At 67.8% G+C, this 16546-nt stretch carries 9 protein-coding genes; 4 read left to right on the top strand and 5 right to left on the bottom strand.

What is annotated here, in order from left to right; genetic code table 11:
- Window positions 1-3: 3 nt before the first annotated feature.
- The 3 genes from VVD47_RS14955 to VVD47_RS14945 all read right to left on the bottom strand — a co-directional run bounded on the left by VVD47_RS14955 (window position 4) and on the right by VVD47_RS14945 (window position 5081).
- Window positions 4-3132 (bottom strand): efflux RND transporter permease subunit, encoded by a 3129-nt coding sequence (locus tag VVD47_RS14955; protein ID WP_327604287.1) that lies wholly within the window; start codon window positions 3130-3132, stop codon window positions 4-6.
- 15 nt (window positions 3133-3147) lie between these two features.
- Window positions 3148-4263, bottom strand: a complete 1116-nt coding sequence (locus VVD47_RS14950; protein ID WP_327604286.1) for an efflux RND transporter periplasmic adaptor subunit — start codon at window positions 4261-4263, stop codon at window positions 3148-3150.
- An 89-nt stretch (window positions 4264-4352) separates the two neighbouring features.
- Window positions 4353-5081, bottom strand: coding sequence for a hypothetical protein (locus tag VVD47_RS14945; RefSeq protein WP_327604285.1), 729 nt, complete (start codon window positions 5079-5081; stop codon window positions 4353-4355).
- 222 nt (window positions 5082-5303) lie between these two features.
- Between VVD47_RS14945 and VVD47_RS14940 the strand changes: the two genes are divergently transcribed.
- Window positions 5304-7226, top strand: a complete 1923-nt coding sequence (locus VVD47_RS14940) for an ATP-binding cassette domain-containing protein (protein ID WP_327604284.1) — start codon at window positions 5304-5306, stop codon at window positions 7224-7226.
- Window positions 7227-7455: 229 nt separating this feature from the next.
- Here the strand turns inward: VVD47_RS14940 and VVD47_RS14935 are convergent, their stop codons facing one another.
- Entirely contained in the window at window positions 7456-8619 is a 1164-nt protein-coding gene (locus VVD47_RS14935; RefSeq protein WP_327604283.1) for a pyridoxal phosphate-dependent aminotransferase, read from the bottom strand.
- A gap of 204 nt (window positions 8620-8823) precedes the next feature.
- On the opposite strand from VVD47_RS14935, the gene azu reads away from it, so the two are divergent.
- The 3 genes from azu (at window position 8824) to pta (ending at window position 13671) form a co-directional block, all read left to right on the top strand.
- On the top strand, window positions 8824-9279 hold the full coding sequence (azu, locus tag VVD47_RS14930) for an azurin (protein ID WP_327604282.1): 456 nt from the start codon (window positions 8824-8826) through the stop codon (window positions 9277-9279).
- A 246-nt stretch (window positions 9280-9525) separates the two neighbouring features.
- Window positions 9526-11391, top strand: coding sequence for a dihydroxy-acid dehydratase (gene ilvD / locus VVD47_RS14925; protein ID WP_327604281.1), 1866 nt, complete (start codon window positions 9526-9528; stop codon window positions 11389-11391).
- A gap of 222 nt (window positions 11392-11613) precedes the next feature.
- The gene (gene pta / locus VVD47_RS14920; RefSeq protein ID WP_327604280.1) at window positions 11614-13671 is read left to right on the top strand and encodes a phosphate acetyltransferase; all 2058 of its coding nucleotides are present in this window, start codon (window positions 11614-11616) and stop codon (window positions 13669-13671) included.
- Window positions 13672-13741: 70 nt separating this feature from the next.
- On the opposite strand, the gene ppc is transcribed toward pta, so the two are convergent.
- Window positions 13742-16501: a phosphoenolpyruvate carboxylase gene (ppc, locus tag VVD47_RS14915; protein WP_327604279.1), complete on the bottom strand. Its 2760-nt coding sequence runs from the start codon at window positions 16499-16501 to the stop codon at window positions 13742-13744.
- Window positions 16502-16546 lie beyond the last annotated feature (45 nt).

The raw sequence follows: 16546 nt of genomic DNA, 5'->3' as shown, positions 1-16546 counted from the left end.
CGTCTACACCGGCGGCGCGTTGTCCGCCGCCACAGGGTCCACCGGCTTGCGGCGCAACTTGTGCGACAGGTCGTCGAGGTAGGTGAACACCACCGGCACGACGATCAGCGTCAGCAGCGTGGAGGTGATGACGCCGCCGATGATGGCGTGGGCCATCGGCGCGCGCTGCTCCGAGCCTTCGCCGACGGCCAGCGCGATCGGCAGCATGCCGAAGACCATCGCGAAGGTCGTCATCAGGATGGGGCGCAAGCGCACCCGTCCGGCCTCGATGATGGCCTCGCTACGGCGCTTTCCCTCGTGGCGTGCCTGGTTCACGAAGTCGATCAGCAGGATCGCGTTCTTGGTCACCAGGCCCATCAGCATGATGACGCCGATGATGGAGAAGATGTTCAGCGTGCTGCCCGACAGCAGCAGCGCCAGCATCACGCCGATCAGCGACAGCGGCAGCGAGCTCATGATGCCGAAGGGCTGGATGAAGCTGCCGAACTGGCTGGCCAGCACCATGTAGATGAACAGGATGGCGAGCAGCAGCGCGGACAGTGCGAAGCCGGCGGACTCCTCCATGTCGCGCGACGAACCCTGTACGTCGAAGCGGTAGCCCGGCGGCAGTTTCACGCTGTCGGTGATCTGCTTGATCTCCGCGCTCACCTCGCCGAGCGGACGGCCGTCGAGGTTGGCGGTGATGGCGATCTCGCGCTGCAGCGAGCGGCGGTTGATCTGCGCCGGCGTCGTCGTTTCGGTGACGTAGGCGACCTGCGACAAGGGGATCATCACCGGGCGTCCCGTGCTGTCGATCTGCGAGCTGGCCAGCGGGATCTCGGCAAGGTGACCGATGGAGCTGCGCTCGTCGCGCGGCAGACGCACCTTCACGTCGTAGGTCTCGCCGTCGGGGGCCAGCCAGCTGGTGGCGGCCTCGCCGGCGATCAGCGGACGCAGCGCGGCGCCGACACTGTTCAGCGACAGGCCGACCTGGCTGGCGAGCTCGCGGTTGAGCGACACGTCCAGCGTCGGGCGGGAGGCGGCGAGGCTGGTGTCGAGTTCCACCACGCCGCGGATCTTCGCCATGCGCGAGGTGACTTCGTCCGAGATGCGCTTCAGCTCGCGGAAGTCGCCACCCTGGATCGACAGGTAGATCGGCTTCTGGTCGCCGCCCGGGCCTTCGGCGACGAGGATGCTCTTGAGGCGCACGCCGGCGATGCGCTGGATGCGCTCGCGCACCAGTGGCGTCAGCACGGCCAGGCTGCGCTCGCGGTCGGCGCGTGGCTTGAAGCGCACTTCGATGTTGGCGGCGTTCTTGCCCATCGCGCCGCCGACGTTGACGCTGGCATAGGTCTCGATGACTTCCGGGAACTCACGCAGCGCGGATTCCACCTGGCGTGCCTTCGCTTCGGTGTACTCCAGCGAGGCGCCGTCCGGTGCGTCGATGCGCACCTGCAGGCGGGACAGGTCGGGCGTCGGCACGAACTCCGCACCCACCACGCCGACCAGCGCGAAGGCACCGACCAGCGAACCCAACGCCACCGCCAGCACGGTCTTGCGATGCCCGAGGCTCCAGGCGATGAGATGACCGTAGCGGTCGGCCAGCCATTCCAGGAAGGCCTCGAAGCGGTTCAGCACCCGGCCGAGGATGCCGCGCCGGGTATGGCTGTGCGCGTCCGGGTCCGGCCACACGGAGGACATCATCGGGTCCAGCGTGAAGCTGACGAACATCGAGATCATCACCGCCGCGACGACGGTGATGCCGAAGGCGAAGAAGAAGCGCCCGATGATGCCGCCCATGAAGCCCACCGGCAGGAACACCGCGACGATGGACAGCGTGGTGGCCAGCACCGCGAGGCCGATCTCGCGGGTGCCGTCCATGGCCGAGTCGTAGGCGTTTTTGCCCATCGCGGCGTGGCGCACGATGTTCTCGCGCACCACGATGGCGTCGTCGATCAGCAGGCCCACGCACAATGACAGCGCCATCAGCGTCATCACGTTCAGCGTGAAGCCGAACAGGTAGATCATGAAGAAGCTGCCCAGCAGCGCCACCGGCAGCGTCAGGCCGGTGATCACCGTGCTGCGCCAGGAGCCGAGGAACAGGAAGACGATGATGATGGTGAGCAGCGCGCCTTCCAGCAGGTTGTCGCGCACGCCGGACAGCGAGTTGCGCACGCCTTCCGAACTATCGTTCAGCACGGCCAGCTTGATGCCTTCCGGTTCCAGCTCGCGCGCCAGCTCGGCGGTGCGCTTGCGCACCAGGTCGGCCACCGCGATGGTGTTGCCGCCCTGCACCTTCACGATGTCCAGGGTCAGCGCGGTCTTGCCGTTGATCATCGAGGCCGACTCACGCTCCGCCTCGCCGTCGATCACCTGCGCAACCTGACCGAGGGTGATGGTGGTATCGCCACGCTTGCCGACCACCAGGCGCTCGAAATCCTTCGGCGTGCCGAGGCGGCCCTTCAACTGCACCTGGTATTCCTCGGCGCGCACCACGATGCTGCCGGCGGGCAACTCCTGGTTTTCCGCGCGCAAGGTATTGACGATCTGGTCTGCCCCCACGCCGGCGCTGCGCATCGCGGCCGGGTTCAGCAGGATCTGTATCTCGCGCTTGGCACCGCCGATGACGTTCACCTGGCCGATGCCGGTCAGCGTCTGGTACTGCTTGCGCACGAACTGCTCGGCCCGCGTGGTGAGCGCGCGAAGGTCCAGCGTGTCGGAGGTGAGCGACACGGTGACGATGGGACGGTCATCCGGGCTGAAGCGGCTGATCGTCGGCTCTTCGATCTCGCGACGGAAGGTGGCGCGCACCGCGGCGACCTTCTCGCGCACGTCCTGCACCGCGGACTCCGGGTCCACCGTCAGCTCGAACTCGGCGATCACCACCGAGCTGCCCTGGTAGGAATGCGAGAAGAGGTTCTTCATCCCGTTGATGGATGACAGGCCCTCCTCGATGCGCCGCGACACGTCGGTCTCCACCACCTCGGACGAAGCGCCCGGGTAGGCGGTGACCACCACGACGATCGGAAACTTCACATCGGGAAACTCCTCGACCGCGAGGCGGTTGTAGGAGAACAGGCCCAGCACGAGCAGGGCCAGCATCATCATCGATGCGAAGACGGGGTTGTTGATGCTGACGCGGGTGAACCACATGGCGGCGGCTCCCGGTCAGGGCATCAGCTTGATGGTCTGGCCGGCGCTCACGCCGCCGACGCTGGCCAGCACGACGCGGTCGCCCGCCGCCACGCCGCCACGCACCTCCACCTGGCCACCGGACTCGTCCTCCAGCCCGAGCTGTACCTCGCGCCGCTCCAGCTTGCTGCCGACCACGGCCAGCACGTAGGCGCGCCCGCCTTCCTCGCGGATGGCCTGCAGCGGCAGGCTGAGGCCCTTGCGCGATTCCGCCAGCGCCAGCCGCCCTTGCGCCACCATGCCGCCTTTGAGGACTTCCTGCGGGTTGGGCACGCGTACGTACAGCGGGATCATGCGCGAGGCTTCGTCAGCCACCGGCGAGATGCGTTCCACCTGGCCGGCGAAGCTGTCGTCGATGCCATCGACATTCAGGGTGACGTTGAGGCCCGGGCGCACCGAACCGACCTCGGTGACCGGCATCTTGGCCTCGAACTCCAGCACGGACAGGTCGACCACCGAGAACATCGGCGCATTGACGCCCACGTGCTGGCCCGGATCGACCTTGCGCTCCGACACCACGCCGGCGAACGGCGAGCGGACGACCGCCTTGCCCTGGGCCTGTTGCAGCAGCGAGAGCTGGGCCTCGCGTGCGCGCAGGCTCTGGCGGGCCGCGTCCAGGTTGCTGCGGCTGGTGTCCAGGCCGCTTTCGGAAATGTAGTTGCGCGCCAGCAACTGCTCGTTGCGGCGGTGCGTGCTTTCGGCGAGGTCCACCTGCGCGCGTGCGTTGGCGAGATTGGCCCGCCCTTCGGCAGCGCGGCTCTCCAGGTCGCGTGTGTCCATGCGCGCCAGCACCTGGCCCTTCGTCACTTTCTGGCCGGCACGCACCAGCACTTCCTGGATGCGGCCCTCGACTTCGGCGGTAAGCTGGCTCTGCTGCACCGGTTTGAGCAGGCCGGTGAGCGGCACGCTGCTGGACAGCGGCTTGTCGCTGACGGTGGCGAGATCCACCGCGGCGATCTCCGGGACGACCTGGGCGGGAGCGGCCTCCGGTGCAGGCCCCGGGCGCCCGCGCACAACCAGCATGACGACAACGACGAGGACCAGCAGCACGGCCAGCACGATCCACAACTTGCGCGACAGCAATCGCTTCATGGGGGGTTATCCGGTCATTGGGTGGCCCTTGCGGTTGCGGGCCATCGGTTCGGGAAGTCTGTGTGAACGGGCGGCGTACTCGGCAGCGCTCAGCGGGCCGAGGGCGTCGCGGCACGGTCGGCCGCCGCTTTCTTCTCGGCCGCCTTGCGGGCGGCGCGGGCCTCGTTGTCAGCCTTGCGCTTGGCTGCCTCCGCCTTGCGGCGATCGTAGTCGGCCGCGCTTTCGCGAGCGGCGGCGGCACGTTCGGCCGCGGCCTTTTCCTGCGCTGCGCGTTCGGCCTGGCGCTGGGCTTCGCGCTGCTTCTGCTCCGCGGCGGACGGTAAGGGAGCGACGGTGGGTTCGGCCTGGCGAGGGGCTGCCGGTGGCGGCAACGGCGCTGCGCTGGGCAGGGGTACGCGGGGGGTGTCGGTGATGGGCGCACTGGCAGGCGCGCTCATTTCCGCGCGACGGCGCTCCAGCTCGCGATCGCGCTCGGCCACTTCCGCCTGGCGCGCCGCGGTCTCGATGCTGGCGGCTTCGGCGGTCAGCTTGCGGGCCTCCTCCACCACTTCGAGGTAGCGGTCACGGGCCTTCTCGCGACAGCGGTTCACCAGGAAACGCGACTGGCATTCGTACTCTTCGCGGGTACGTGCCTGCAGGGCGGCCTCCTGCATGCCGGAGGCCTGGCGGCGCATGGCGGTGGCGCGCTGGTACTCGGCCTCCATGCCCTTGGGCGTGGCGAGCGGCTCGCTGCCCTGTGCAAGACAGGTACCCAGTTGCAGCAGCAGTGCTGCGCGGAGAAGAGCGTGGAGCGGGACTCGAATCGGACTTCGTTTCATCGACTTGTCTACAATGCGGGGCGCGTGACCGCGCCTGCGCGCGGAGGCAGGTATTGTCCCCGGTTTTGGGGTGGGACCGCCATCCTGCCGTGGCGGATATTCCTGTCGGCGCTGTCCTACCTCACTGTCTTACGTCACTGTCCTGCCCACCTTGCCCTGGCGCTGTTACAAGCCGCCGCTCCCAGCCGCCCACTTTCCCTGCCTGCTTCAGGCCTCGCCATCGTGATCCAGTTCCGTCAGCTCAGCCTGTCCCGCGGCGTACGCCGCCTCATCGAAGACCTCAGCCTGCAGATCCACCCCGGCATGCGGGTCGGTGTCGTCGGGGCCAACGGCAGCGGCAAGTCCAGCCTGTTCGCCCTGCTGCGCGGCGAGCTGCACCAGGACGCCGGCGACCTGGAGATGCCCGCCGCCTGGACCATCGCCCACGTGGCGCAGGAAACGCCGGCCCTGCAGACCTCCGCGCTGGACTACGCGATCGACGGAGACGCCGAGCTGCGCCGCGTGCAGCGCGCGCTGGCCGACGCTGAGACCGCGCACGACGGTGAGCACGGAGGACTGAGAGTCGCGGAGCTGCACACCCGCCTGCAGGACATCGACGGTTATTCGGCGCAGGCCCGCGCCAGCACGCTGCTGCACGGCCTGGGCTTCGCCGAGGCAGACCTGCGCCGCGCGGTGTCCGAGTTCTCCGGCGGCTGGCGCATGCGCCTGAACCTCGCGCAGGCGCTGATGTGCCGCAGCGACCTGCTGCTGCTCGACGAGCCGACCAACCACCTCGACCTCGACGCGGTGGTGTGGCTGGAAAAGTGGCTGTCCGGTTATCGCGGCACCTTGCTGCTGATCTCCCACGACCGCGACTTCCTGGACGGCGTGGCGACGCACATCGCACACCTGGAGAACAACCGCCTCAACTTCTACAGCGGCAACTACTCCGGCTTCGAGGACCAGCATGCGGCGCAACTGGCGCAGCAGCAGGCGATGTTCGAGCGCCAGCAACGCGAGGTGGCCCACCTGCAGAAGTACATCGACCGCTTCCGCGCCCAGGCCACCAAGGCCCGCCAGGCGCAGAGCCGCATCAAGGCGCTGGACCGCATGGAGCGCATTGCCGCCGCCCACGTCGACACGCCGTTCAGCTTCACCTTCGCCGAGCCGGACCGCGCGCCCGACCCCTTGCTGACGCTGGACGACGTGGCGCTGGGCTATGGCGAGCGGCGCATCGTGCAGGGCCTGACGCTGACCGTCCGCCCCGGCGCGCGCATCGGCCTGCTGGGCCCCAACGGCGCCGGTAAGTCCACACTCATCCGTCATCTGGCCGGCGAGATCGGCGCGCAGGGCGGCACCTCGCTGGTCGGCAAGGGCGTGGCCATCGGCTACTTCGCCCAGCACCAGCTCGAACAGCTGCGCCCGGACGAGAGCCCGCTGCAGCACCTGGTCCGGCAGGAGCCGCAGACCCGCGAGCAGGACCTGCGCGACTACCTGGGCGGCTTCGACTTCCGCGGCGCCATGGCCGACGCGAACATCGCCCCGTTCTCCGGCGGCGAGAAGTCACGCCTCGCCCTGGCCCTGCTGATCCGCCGCCGTCCCAACCTGTTGCTGCTCGACGAACCGACCAACCACCTCGACCTGGAAATGCGCCACGCGCTGACGCTGGCGCTGTCGGAATACGAGGGCAGCCTGGTGCTGGTGAGCCACGACCGCGCGCTGCTGCGCACCGTCTGCAACGACTTCCTGCTGGTCGCCGACGGCCGCGCGCAGGCCTTCGACGGCGACGTGGACGACTACCTGCAATGGCTGGACGCCCGCCGCAGCCAGGAACAGGCGGCGCTGCAGAACACCGACGCCGCACAGGACAAGGCCGCCCGCATCGCCGCGCGCGAGAACGCCGCCGCCGAACGCCAGCAGAAACTGCAACGCCGTCGCCCGCTGTTGAAGGAAGTGGAGCAGCTCGACCGGAAACTCGCGGCCTGGCAGGCCGAGAAAAAGACGCTGGACGAGCGCCTCGCCGACCCGGCGCTGTACGCCGGCAAGGACAGCGGCGAAGTGCAGTCCCTGCTGAAGCGTCAGGGCGAACTGGCCAATGGCATCGACGAGGCGGAGATGCGCTGGCTGGAGATTCAGACCGAGCTGGAAGAAATCGGCGAGGTCTAGAGGGGTCTGCAGGCAGCGGGGCTGGCGTTGTTGCGCCTCCTTGCCGTACCAACCGTACTGTCTTCGTCGGCGCGCCTAGCCAGCCCCGCAGCCTGCAGACCCTCGACGCCGTGCCTTCTCGTGCCTTGCAAAGCGAAACATGGGCGATAGTGGGCGTAGGTTGGGTTGAGCGCAGCGACTTGTGCTGAGCTTGCCGAAGCAAGCCCAACACGATCACCTTCAGTCGTCGCTACAGCCCCACCAGCTTGTCGCAGGCCCGCGCCAGCGTGTCCTCGTTCTTGGCAAAGCAGAAGCGCAAGACTTTGTGCTGCCCCTGTACCGGATCGGTATAGAAAGCCGACACCGGAATGCTCGCCACGCCGATCTCCTGCGTCCAGCGGCGCGCCAGCGTGGCGTCGTCCTCGTCGCTGATCGCCGCGTAGCTGGCGAGCTGGAAGTAGGTGCCGCGACAGGGCAGCAACTGCAGGCGGGACGACGCCAGCGCGTCGCGGAAGAAGTCGCGCTTGCGCTGGTAGAAGTCCGCCAGCTCCAGGTAGCCGGACGCGTCCTGCATCCAGTCGGCCAGCGCCAGCTGCATCGGCGTGTTCACCGTGAATACGGTGAACTGGTGGGCCTTGCGGAACTCCGCCATCAGCTCACGTGGCGCGGCCACGTGGCCGACCTTCCAGCCGGTGGCGTGCACCGTCTTGCCGAAGGAGCTGCACACGAAGCTGCGTGACGCCAGTTCCGGGTGACGCGCACAGCTCTCGTGGCGCGCGCCGTCATACACCATGTGCTCGTACACCTCGTCGCTGACAATGGCGATGCGTGTGCCGCGCACGACGTCGGCCAGCTGCGCCATGTCGTCCGCCGTCCACACGCTGCCGCTGGGGTTGTGCGGCGTGTTCAGCATGATGAGCCGCGTGCGCGGCGTCACCAGCGCACGCACCGCGGCCCAGTCCGGCCGGTAGTCCGGGTACTGCAGCGTGGCGACCACCGTCTTGCCGCCGTTCAGCTCGATGGCCGGGATGTAGCTGTCGTACACCGGCTGGAACACGATCACCTCGTCGCCCGGCCGCACCATGCAGGCCACGGCCGTGTACAGCGCCTGGGTGCCACCGGCGGTGACGGTGATCTCGTGCTCCGGGTCGTAGGCCGTGCCGTACAGCGCCGCCATCTTCGCGGCGAGGGCCTCGCGCAACGGCAGGACCCCGGCCATCGGTGGATACTGGTTGGCACCGGCACGCATATGGTGCGCCACCCGCTCCACCAGCGAGGCCGGCGGCGAGAAGTCCGGGAAGCCTTGCGACAGGTTGATCGCGCCATGTTCGGCGGCCAGCCGCGACATCACGGTGAAGATGGTGGTGCCGACGTCCGGCAGGCGGGATTCGATGGCAGCAGGAAAGTGAGGCATGGTCGCGGCAGGGCAGGGCAATGCGCCCATTGTCGCGCAGCCCGCGGCGGTGCGCAGGGGCCGGCCCGGGCCTGGCGCACCGGCTCCCGACCGATGATCCGCCAGAGAGTTGATGTCCGACAAGGTGCGAGCCCGGGATCGTCGGCCAGACTCGGGTGTCGTAGTCGTAGTCATCATCGCCCCACACCCACAAGGAGAAATGCCATGTCTTCCATCCGCAAGCTGATGATTGCCGCCGTGTGCGCCAGTGCCGCCGCACCGCTGTGGGCCCAGCAATGCAACCTGACCGTCGAGAGCAACGACGCCATGCAGTTCAACACCAAGGCCATCACCGTGCCGAAGGCCTGCAAGCAGTTCACCGTGGAGCTGGTGCATACCGGCAAGCTGCCGCGCAACGCCATGGGCCACAACTGGGTGCTGACGAAGACCGCCGACGTGCAGGCGGTGGCCAGTGACGGCATGTCTGCCGGCGTCGACAAGGGCTTTCTCAAGCCGGGCGACGCCCGCGTGATTGCCACCACCAAACTGATCGGCGGCGGCGAACGCGACAAGGTAGCGGTGGATGTCGCGAAGCTGAAGGCCGGCGAGGCCTACACCTTCTTCTGCTCCTTCCCGGGCCACAGCAGCATCATGAAGGGCACCCTGAGCCTGGGCTCCTGAGCGGTTCGGCCCCTTTTCTCATCACGTGTAGCCCCCGGCCGGCCCGCTCCGGGCCGCCGCCTGATCGGCGCCCGCCGGGACGGGGCCGGCCCCGTCCGCCGGAGGTAGGCGGCGGGGCCGGGGCTTGCAGTAAAATGGCGGACTGCACCCGGCCGCCAGACGTATTTCGCCAAAGTACCTCTCCATACAGGCCGGCGCGGCAGCAACAGGATTGCTGCCGTACTACCCAGCCTTGGAGTCATCGTCATGCCGCAATATCGCTCACGCACTACCACCCACGGCCGCAACATGGCCGGCGCCCGCGCGCTCTGGCGCGCCACCGGCATGAAGGACGGCGACTTCGAGAAGCCGATCATCGCGGTGGTGAACAGCTTCACCCAGTTCGTGCCCGGCCATGTGCACCTGAAGGACCTGGGCCAGATGGTGGCGCGCGAGATCGAAGCCGCCGGTGGCGTCGCCAAGGAATTCAACACGATCGCCGTCGATGACGGCATCGCCATGGGCCACGGCGGCATGCTCTACAGCCTGCCCTCGCGCGAGCTGATCGCCGACAGCGTGGAGTACATGGTCAACGCGCACTGCGCCGACGCCATGGTGTGCATCTCCAACTGCGACAAGATCACCCCGGGCATGCTGATGGCCGCGCTGCGCATCAACATCCCGGTGGTCTTCGTGTCTGGCGGCCCGATGGAGGCCGGCAAGGTCATCGCCAAGACGCCGGGCGCCGAGAAGGTCATCAAGCTGGACCTGGTGGACGCCATGGTGAAGGCCGCCGACAAGTCGGTGAGCGACGCCGACGTGGCCGAGATCGAACGCTCCGCCTGCCCGACCTGTGGTTCCTGCTCCGGCATGTTCACCGCCAACTCGATGAACTGCCTGACCGAGGCACTGGGCCTGTCCCTGCCCGGCAACGGCACCATCGTCGCCACCCACGCCGACCGGAAGCAGCTGTTCCTGCGTGCCGGCCGTCTGGTGGTGGACCTGGCCAAACGTTATTACGAGCAGGACGACGCCAGCGTACTGCCGCGCAACATCGCCACCTTCAAGGCCTTCGAGAACGCGATGGCGCTGGACGTCGCCATGGGCGGCTCCACCAACACCGTGCTGCACCTGCTGGCCGCCGCGCGCGAGGCCGGCGTCGACTTCACGATGGCCGACATCGACCGCGTGTCGCGCAAGGTGCCCTGCCTGTGCAAGGTGGCGCCGATGACCGACAAGTTCCACATCGAGGACGTGCACCGCGCCGGCGGCGTGATGGGCATCCTCGGCGAACTGGCCCGCGCCGGCCTGCTGCATACCGACACCCACACCGTGCACAGCCACACCATGAAGGGTGCGCTGGAGCAGTGGGACGTGATCCACGCGCACGACAACGCGGTGTTCGACTTCTACCGCGCCAGCCCCGGCGGCGTGCCGACCCAAGTGGCCTTCAGCCAGGACCGTCGCTACACCGAGCTGGACCTGGACCGCAGCAAGGGCTGCATCCGCGACAAGGAAAATGCCTACTCGCAGGACGGCGGGCTGGCCGTGCTCTACGGCAACATCGCGCGCAACGGTTGCATCGTGAAGACCGCCGGCGTCGATGAATCGATCTGGAAGTTCACCGGGAAGGCCCGCGTGTTCGAGAGCCAGGACGATGCCGTGGAAGGCATCCTCAACGAGACGGTGCAGGCCGGTGACGTGGTGGTGATCCGCTACGAAGGCCCCAAGGGCGGCCCCGGCATGCAGGAGATGCTGTACCCGACGAGCTACCTGAAGTCGCGCGGCCTGGGCAAGCAGTGCGCCCTGCTCACCGACGGCCGCTTCTCCGGCGGCACCTCCGGCCTGTCCATCGGCCATGCCTCGCCGGAAGCCGCGATGGGCGGCGAGATCGGCCTGGTGGAAGACGGCGACGCCATCGAGATCGACATCCCAAACCGAACCATCCACCTCGCTATCAGCGACGAGGAGATGGCCCATCGCCGCGCCAAGATGGATGCGCGCGGCCCGCAGGCCTGGAAGCCGGTCAAGCGCGAACGGTACGTGTCGGCCGCGCTGCAGGCCTATGCCCTGCTGACCACCAGCGCCGACACCGGCGCGGTGCGCGACGTGACGCAGGTTCCACATCGTTGAGCAGGCCGGCCACGCCGCTGGCGTGCGGTGGCGTCATGAAGGAAGCGGGCTGCGGCCCGCTTTTTTTGTGTCCGTCGACAGCGCAACGAGGGAAAACCCGCAGCAGGATCAAACATCCACGATTCTGAAACCTGCCGCGGCGCACAAAGTAATAGCATCCACCCGTCGTTTCCTGCATCGTGAGGAAACGCGCCGTGCCCTCATACGAAAAAGGTGGATGTCATGCAGACCTTCTATCTCTCCCCCGCCCGCCAGAACGTGGGCCTGACCTCGGTGGCGCTCGGCGTCGTGCGCGCGTTCCAGCGCCAGGGCCTGCGCGTGGGCTTCGCCAAGCCGGTCGCCCAGGACGAGGAAGCCCTCGACCGCTCGCTGCATTTCGCGCGCTCCATCTTCAACCTGCAGGTGCGTGACGCGCTGCCGATGGCCAGCGTCGCCGACCGCGTGTCCGGCGGCGGGCATGACGAGCTGATGGAAGAGATCGTCAGCTTGTGCATGCAGGCCTCCGAAGGCGCCGACGTGCTGATCGTCGAGGGCCTGCACACCGACCCCGGCTTTCCGCCGACCGCCCGCCTGAACATCGACATCGCCCGCAGCCTGCAGGCCGAGGTGATCCTCGTCGGCACCGCCAAGGCGCCGGATGCCTTCACCGAACTGAAACAGACCGCCAGCCGCTTCGAGAACGCAGGCCTGCACGTGGCCGGCGTCATCGTGAACCACGTCGCCACCGACTTCGACGAACCCACGCTCAAGGCCGGGCTCGGCAAGCTGGCGCTATGGGGCGCCATCCGCCATGACCCGTCCCTGCTGGCCCCGCGTACGCTGGACGTCGCCCGTCACCTGGACGCCGACATCGTCGTCGAAGGCGAGATGGCCACCCGCCGCGTGCTGGAAACCGTGGTGGCCGGCCGCTCCGCGCCGGAAGTGATCGAACGTCTCAAGCCCGGCGCGCTGATCGTCAGCTCCGGCGACCGTGACGACATCATGATCGCCACCGCGCTGGCCGCCTCGCGCGGCATCCAGCTCGCCGGCCTGCTGCTGACCCATTCCAGCGACATGGATCCGCGCGTGTTCGAGCTCGGCTCCCAGGCCTTCCACAGCGGCTTGCCGATCCTGCGCACCGACACCGACAGCTTCGGCACCGCCAGCCTGATTTCGCGCGTGCCCACGCAAGTGGCCGCCGACGACATGCAGCGCATGGAAGACGTGCTCGACACCGTGGCCGAACAACTGGACGCCTCGGCGCTCACCAGCGGCGTGCAGATGCCCACCTCGACCCGCATGTCGCCGCCGGCGTTCCGCTACCAGCTGATCCAGAAGGCGCGCGCCGCCGGCAAGCGCATCGTGCTGCCGGAAGGCGACGAGCCGCGCACCGTGAAGGCCGCCGTCATCTGTACGGAAAAAGGCATCGCCCGCTGCGTGCTGCTGGGCAAGCGCGACGCAATCGAAGCCGTGGCCGCCGCACAGGGCGTCACCCTGCCCGCCGGCCTGGAGATCCTGGACCCGGACGAGACGCGCGAGAAGTACGTCGAGCCGATGGTCGAGCTGCGCAAGAGCAAGGGCCTGCAACCCGGCCAGGCGCGCGAGCAACTGCAGGACACCGTCGTGCTGGGCACCATGATGCTGGCGCAGGACGACGTGGACGGCCTGGTGTCCGGCGCGGTGCACACCACCGCCAACACCGTGCGCCCGGCCCTGCAGCTCATCAAGACCGCGCCCGGCTCCAACATCGTGTCCTCGGTGTTCTTCATGCTGATGCCGGACCAGGTGCTGGTGTATGGCGACTGCGCGATCAACCCGGACCCGAATGCCGACCAGCTGGCCGACATCGCGGTGCAGAGCGCGGAATCCGCGCTGGCCTTCGGCGTCGAGCCGAAGGTGGCGATGATCAGCTACAGCACCGGTAGCTCCGGCACCGGTGCCGAAGTCGAGAAGGTGCGCGAAGCCACCCGCCTGGCGCAGGAACGTCGCCCGGGCCTGCTGATCGACGGCCCGCTGCAGTACGACGCCGCCTCCGTCGCCGACGTGGGCCGCCAGAAGGCACCGAACAGCCCGGTCGCCGGCCAGGCCACGGTGTTCGTGTTCCCCGACCTCAACACCGGCAACACCACCTACAAGGCGGTGCAGCGCAGTGCCAACGTGGTGAGCGTCGGCCCGATGCTGCAGGGCCTGCGCAAGCCGGTGAACGACCTGTCGCGCGGCGCGCTGGTGGATGACATCGTGTTCACCATCGCCCTGACCGCCATCCAGGCACAGGCCATGGCCGACCAGAAGAAGGGCTGAACATCATTGCCACACAAGACAAAGGCGACCCGCGGGTCGCCTTTGTTTTTGCAGCGCTGCACCGCGATGCTCAGCCGGAGTTGCGCAGGCCCGCCGCCACGCCGTTGATCGACAGGTGCACGCCGCGCTGCACCTTGTCGTCCTGCGCGCCGTCGCGGTGACGGTGCAGCAGCTCGACCTGCACGTGATTGAGCGGATCGAGGTAGGGGAAGCGGTTGATGATCGAGCGCTTCAGCAGCGGGTTGCCATCCAGCAGTTCCTTCTGGCCGGTGATGTCCAGCAGGGCCTTGATGGTGGCTTCGTGCTCGGCCTTGATGCGCGGGAAGATGGCGTCGCGCAGCGCGGCGTCCTTCACCAGCATGGCGTAGCGCGAGGCGATGGCGATGTCGCTCTTGGCCAGCACCATGTCCATGTTCGACAGCAGGGTGCTGAAGAAGGACCACTCCTTGTGCATGTCCTGCAGCTTGGCCATACCGGCGTCGCCATGCTTCGCCAGGTAGGCGTTGATCGCCGAGCCGAAGCCGAACCAGCCCGGCAGCATCAGGCGGCACTGCGCCCACGAGAACACCCAGGGAATCGCGCGCAGGTCTTCGATGGCGGTGGTCTTCTTGCGCGAGGCCGGACGCGAACCGATGTTCAGGTTGGCGATCTCGGAAATGACAGTGGACTCCCAGAAGTATTTCTCGAAACCGTCGGTCTCGTAGACCATGCCGCGGTAGGCCTTGAAGGCCGCGTCCGACAGCTCGTCCATAATCGCCAGGTACTCGGGGCGCGGTGCCGCTTCCGGATGCGCCAGCAGGGTGGCCTCCAGCGTGGCGGCGGCCAGCACTTCCAGGTTGCGGCGGCCGACCTCCGGGTTGGAGTACTTGGACGAGATGACCTCGCCCTGCTCGGTGAGGCGGATCTGCCCCTGCACCGCGCCACCCGGCTGCGCCAGGATGGCGGTGTAGCTCGGGCCGCCACCGCGGCCGACGGAGCCGCCACGACCATGGAACAGGCGCAGCTTGACGCCGTGCTTGCGGAATACCTCGACCAGTTCGATCTCGGCCTTGTACAGCTCCCAGCCGGAGGTCAGGAAGCCGCCGTCCTTGTTGGAGTCGGAGTAACCGAGCATGCACTCCTGCGAGTCGCCGCGCGAACTCACCAGTTCGCGATACAGCGGGATCGACAGCAGGCGGTGCATGATGCCGGCGGCATTCTGCAGGTCACCGATGGTCTCGAACAGCGGGATGATGTTCACCGCCAGCTTCTTGTCGTGCGGGCGCAGCAGGCCGACTTCCTTCAGCAGCACCGCCAGCTCCAGCATGTCCGACACACCATCGGTCTTGGAGATGATGGCGTTGGGTACGCAGGCGGCGCCGTAGGCTTTGTGCGCTTCGGCGATGGAGCGGAAGATCGCCATCTCGCCTTCGCTCTCGGCGGAATACTGCAGGTAGGACGAGGACAGCGGACGCGAGGTGGCCAGCTCTTCGGTCAGCAACGCGATGCGGCCTTCCTCGTCGCGTTCCAGGTACCGGGTGCCGGGGCGTGCCAGCTCCAGCAGCTCGGCGACGGTGCGCTCGTGCACATCGGAGTTCTGGCGCACGTCGATGGCGGCCAGGTGGAAGCCGAACACGCGGGCGGCGCGGCGCAGGCGACGCAGGCGGCCGCGGGCGATATCCGGCGAGCAGTGGTCGCACAGCGAACGGTGGATCACGTCGAGGTCGGCGATGAATTCGTCGGCACTGCCATAAGGCTCGCCGACGCCCCAGGTGACGTGGCCGGTGACTTCGCCCAGCAGTGCTGCAGCGGTCGCGAACAGGCGGGCGTGGATGCCACGCAAGGCCGCGCGATACGGTTCGTCGTCACCGTGGCGGGTGACTTCCGGGGACCTTGCGGCCAGTTCCTTCAGTTCGTCGGAGACCTGTACCAGCATGTTGGACAGCGACATGCCGGAAGACAGGGTGTGCACTTCGTCCAGGTAGTGGTCGAAGGCCACTTCGGCCTGCATGCGCAGCGCCTTCTTCAGCACGTCGGCGGTGACGAAGGGATTGCCGTCGCGGTCACCGCCGATCCAGCTGCCCATGCGCAGGAAGGAGGCCAGTTCGCGGCCGTCCCAGCGCTTGTCCTTGCGGGCCAGCATGTCCTCGATGTTGCCGTACAGGCGCGGCAGTTCGCGCAGGAAGCTGTAGCCGTAGTAGGTCAGGCCGTTGGCCACTTCGTCCACCACCGACAGCTTGGTGGGGCGCAGCATGCGCGTCTCCCACAACACCAGCACCGCACGGCGGATGCCTTCCTCGTTCTCGGCCAGTTCTTCCGGCGTGAGCTGGATGCGGTCGCGCTGGTCCATCAGCTCGGCGATGCGCAACTGGCAGTTGAGGATGCTCTTGCGCTGCACTTCGGTCGGGTGGGCGGTCAGTACCGGACTGACCAGCGCGTCGTCGAAGAACTCGGCCAGCTTGTCGTCGCTGACGCCGGACTCGGCCGCCTGGGCGACGGCGCGGGCCATCGTGCCCTCGCGCGGTGCGGAACCGGCGCACTGGTGGGCCCGCGAGCGGCGAATATGGTGCAGGTCCTCGGCGATGTTCGACAGCTGCGAGAAGTAGCTGAAGGCGCGCACGACATGCGTCGTCTCTTCGCGCGACAGGTTGTCGAGGATGCTCTCCAGCTCCTTGCGGGCGGACACGTCGTCGTCGCGGTGGAAGCGGATCGCGGTCTGGCGGATGCGCTCGATCAGGGCAAAGATCGCATCGCCCTCCTGCTTGCGCACGGTGTCGCCAAGAATGCGGCCGAGCAGCCGGATGTCTTCGCGCAGCGGGGTGTCCTTGTCTTGTTCGTTGATCGTGCTCATCGTGCTCCGGGACCTGTAGGGAGGGCAGGAAATGCGAGGCGGCGC

This window comes from Uliginosibacterium sp. H1 (assembly GCF_036017065.1).
GTDB lineage: Bacteria > Pseudomonadota > Gammaproteobacteria > Burkholderiales > Rhodocyclaceae > Uliginosibacterium.
The sequence above is the reverse complement of the archived record's forward strand: the minus strand, read 5'-3'. Positions and strand labels throughout refer to the sequence as shown.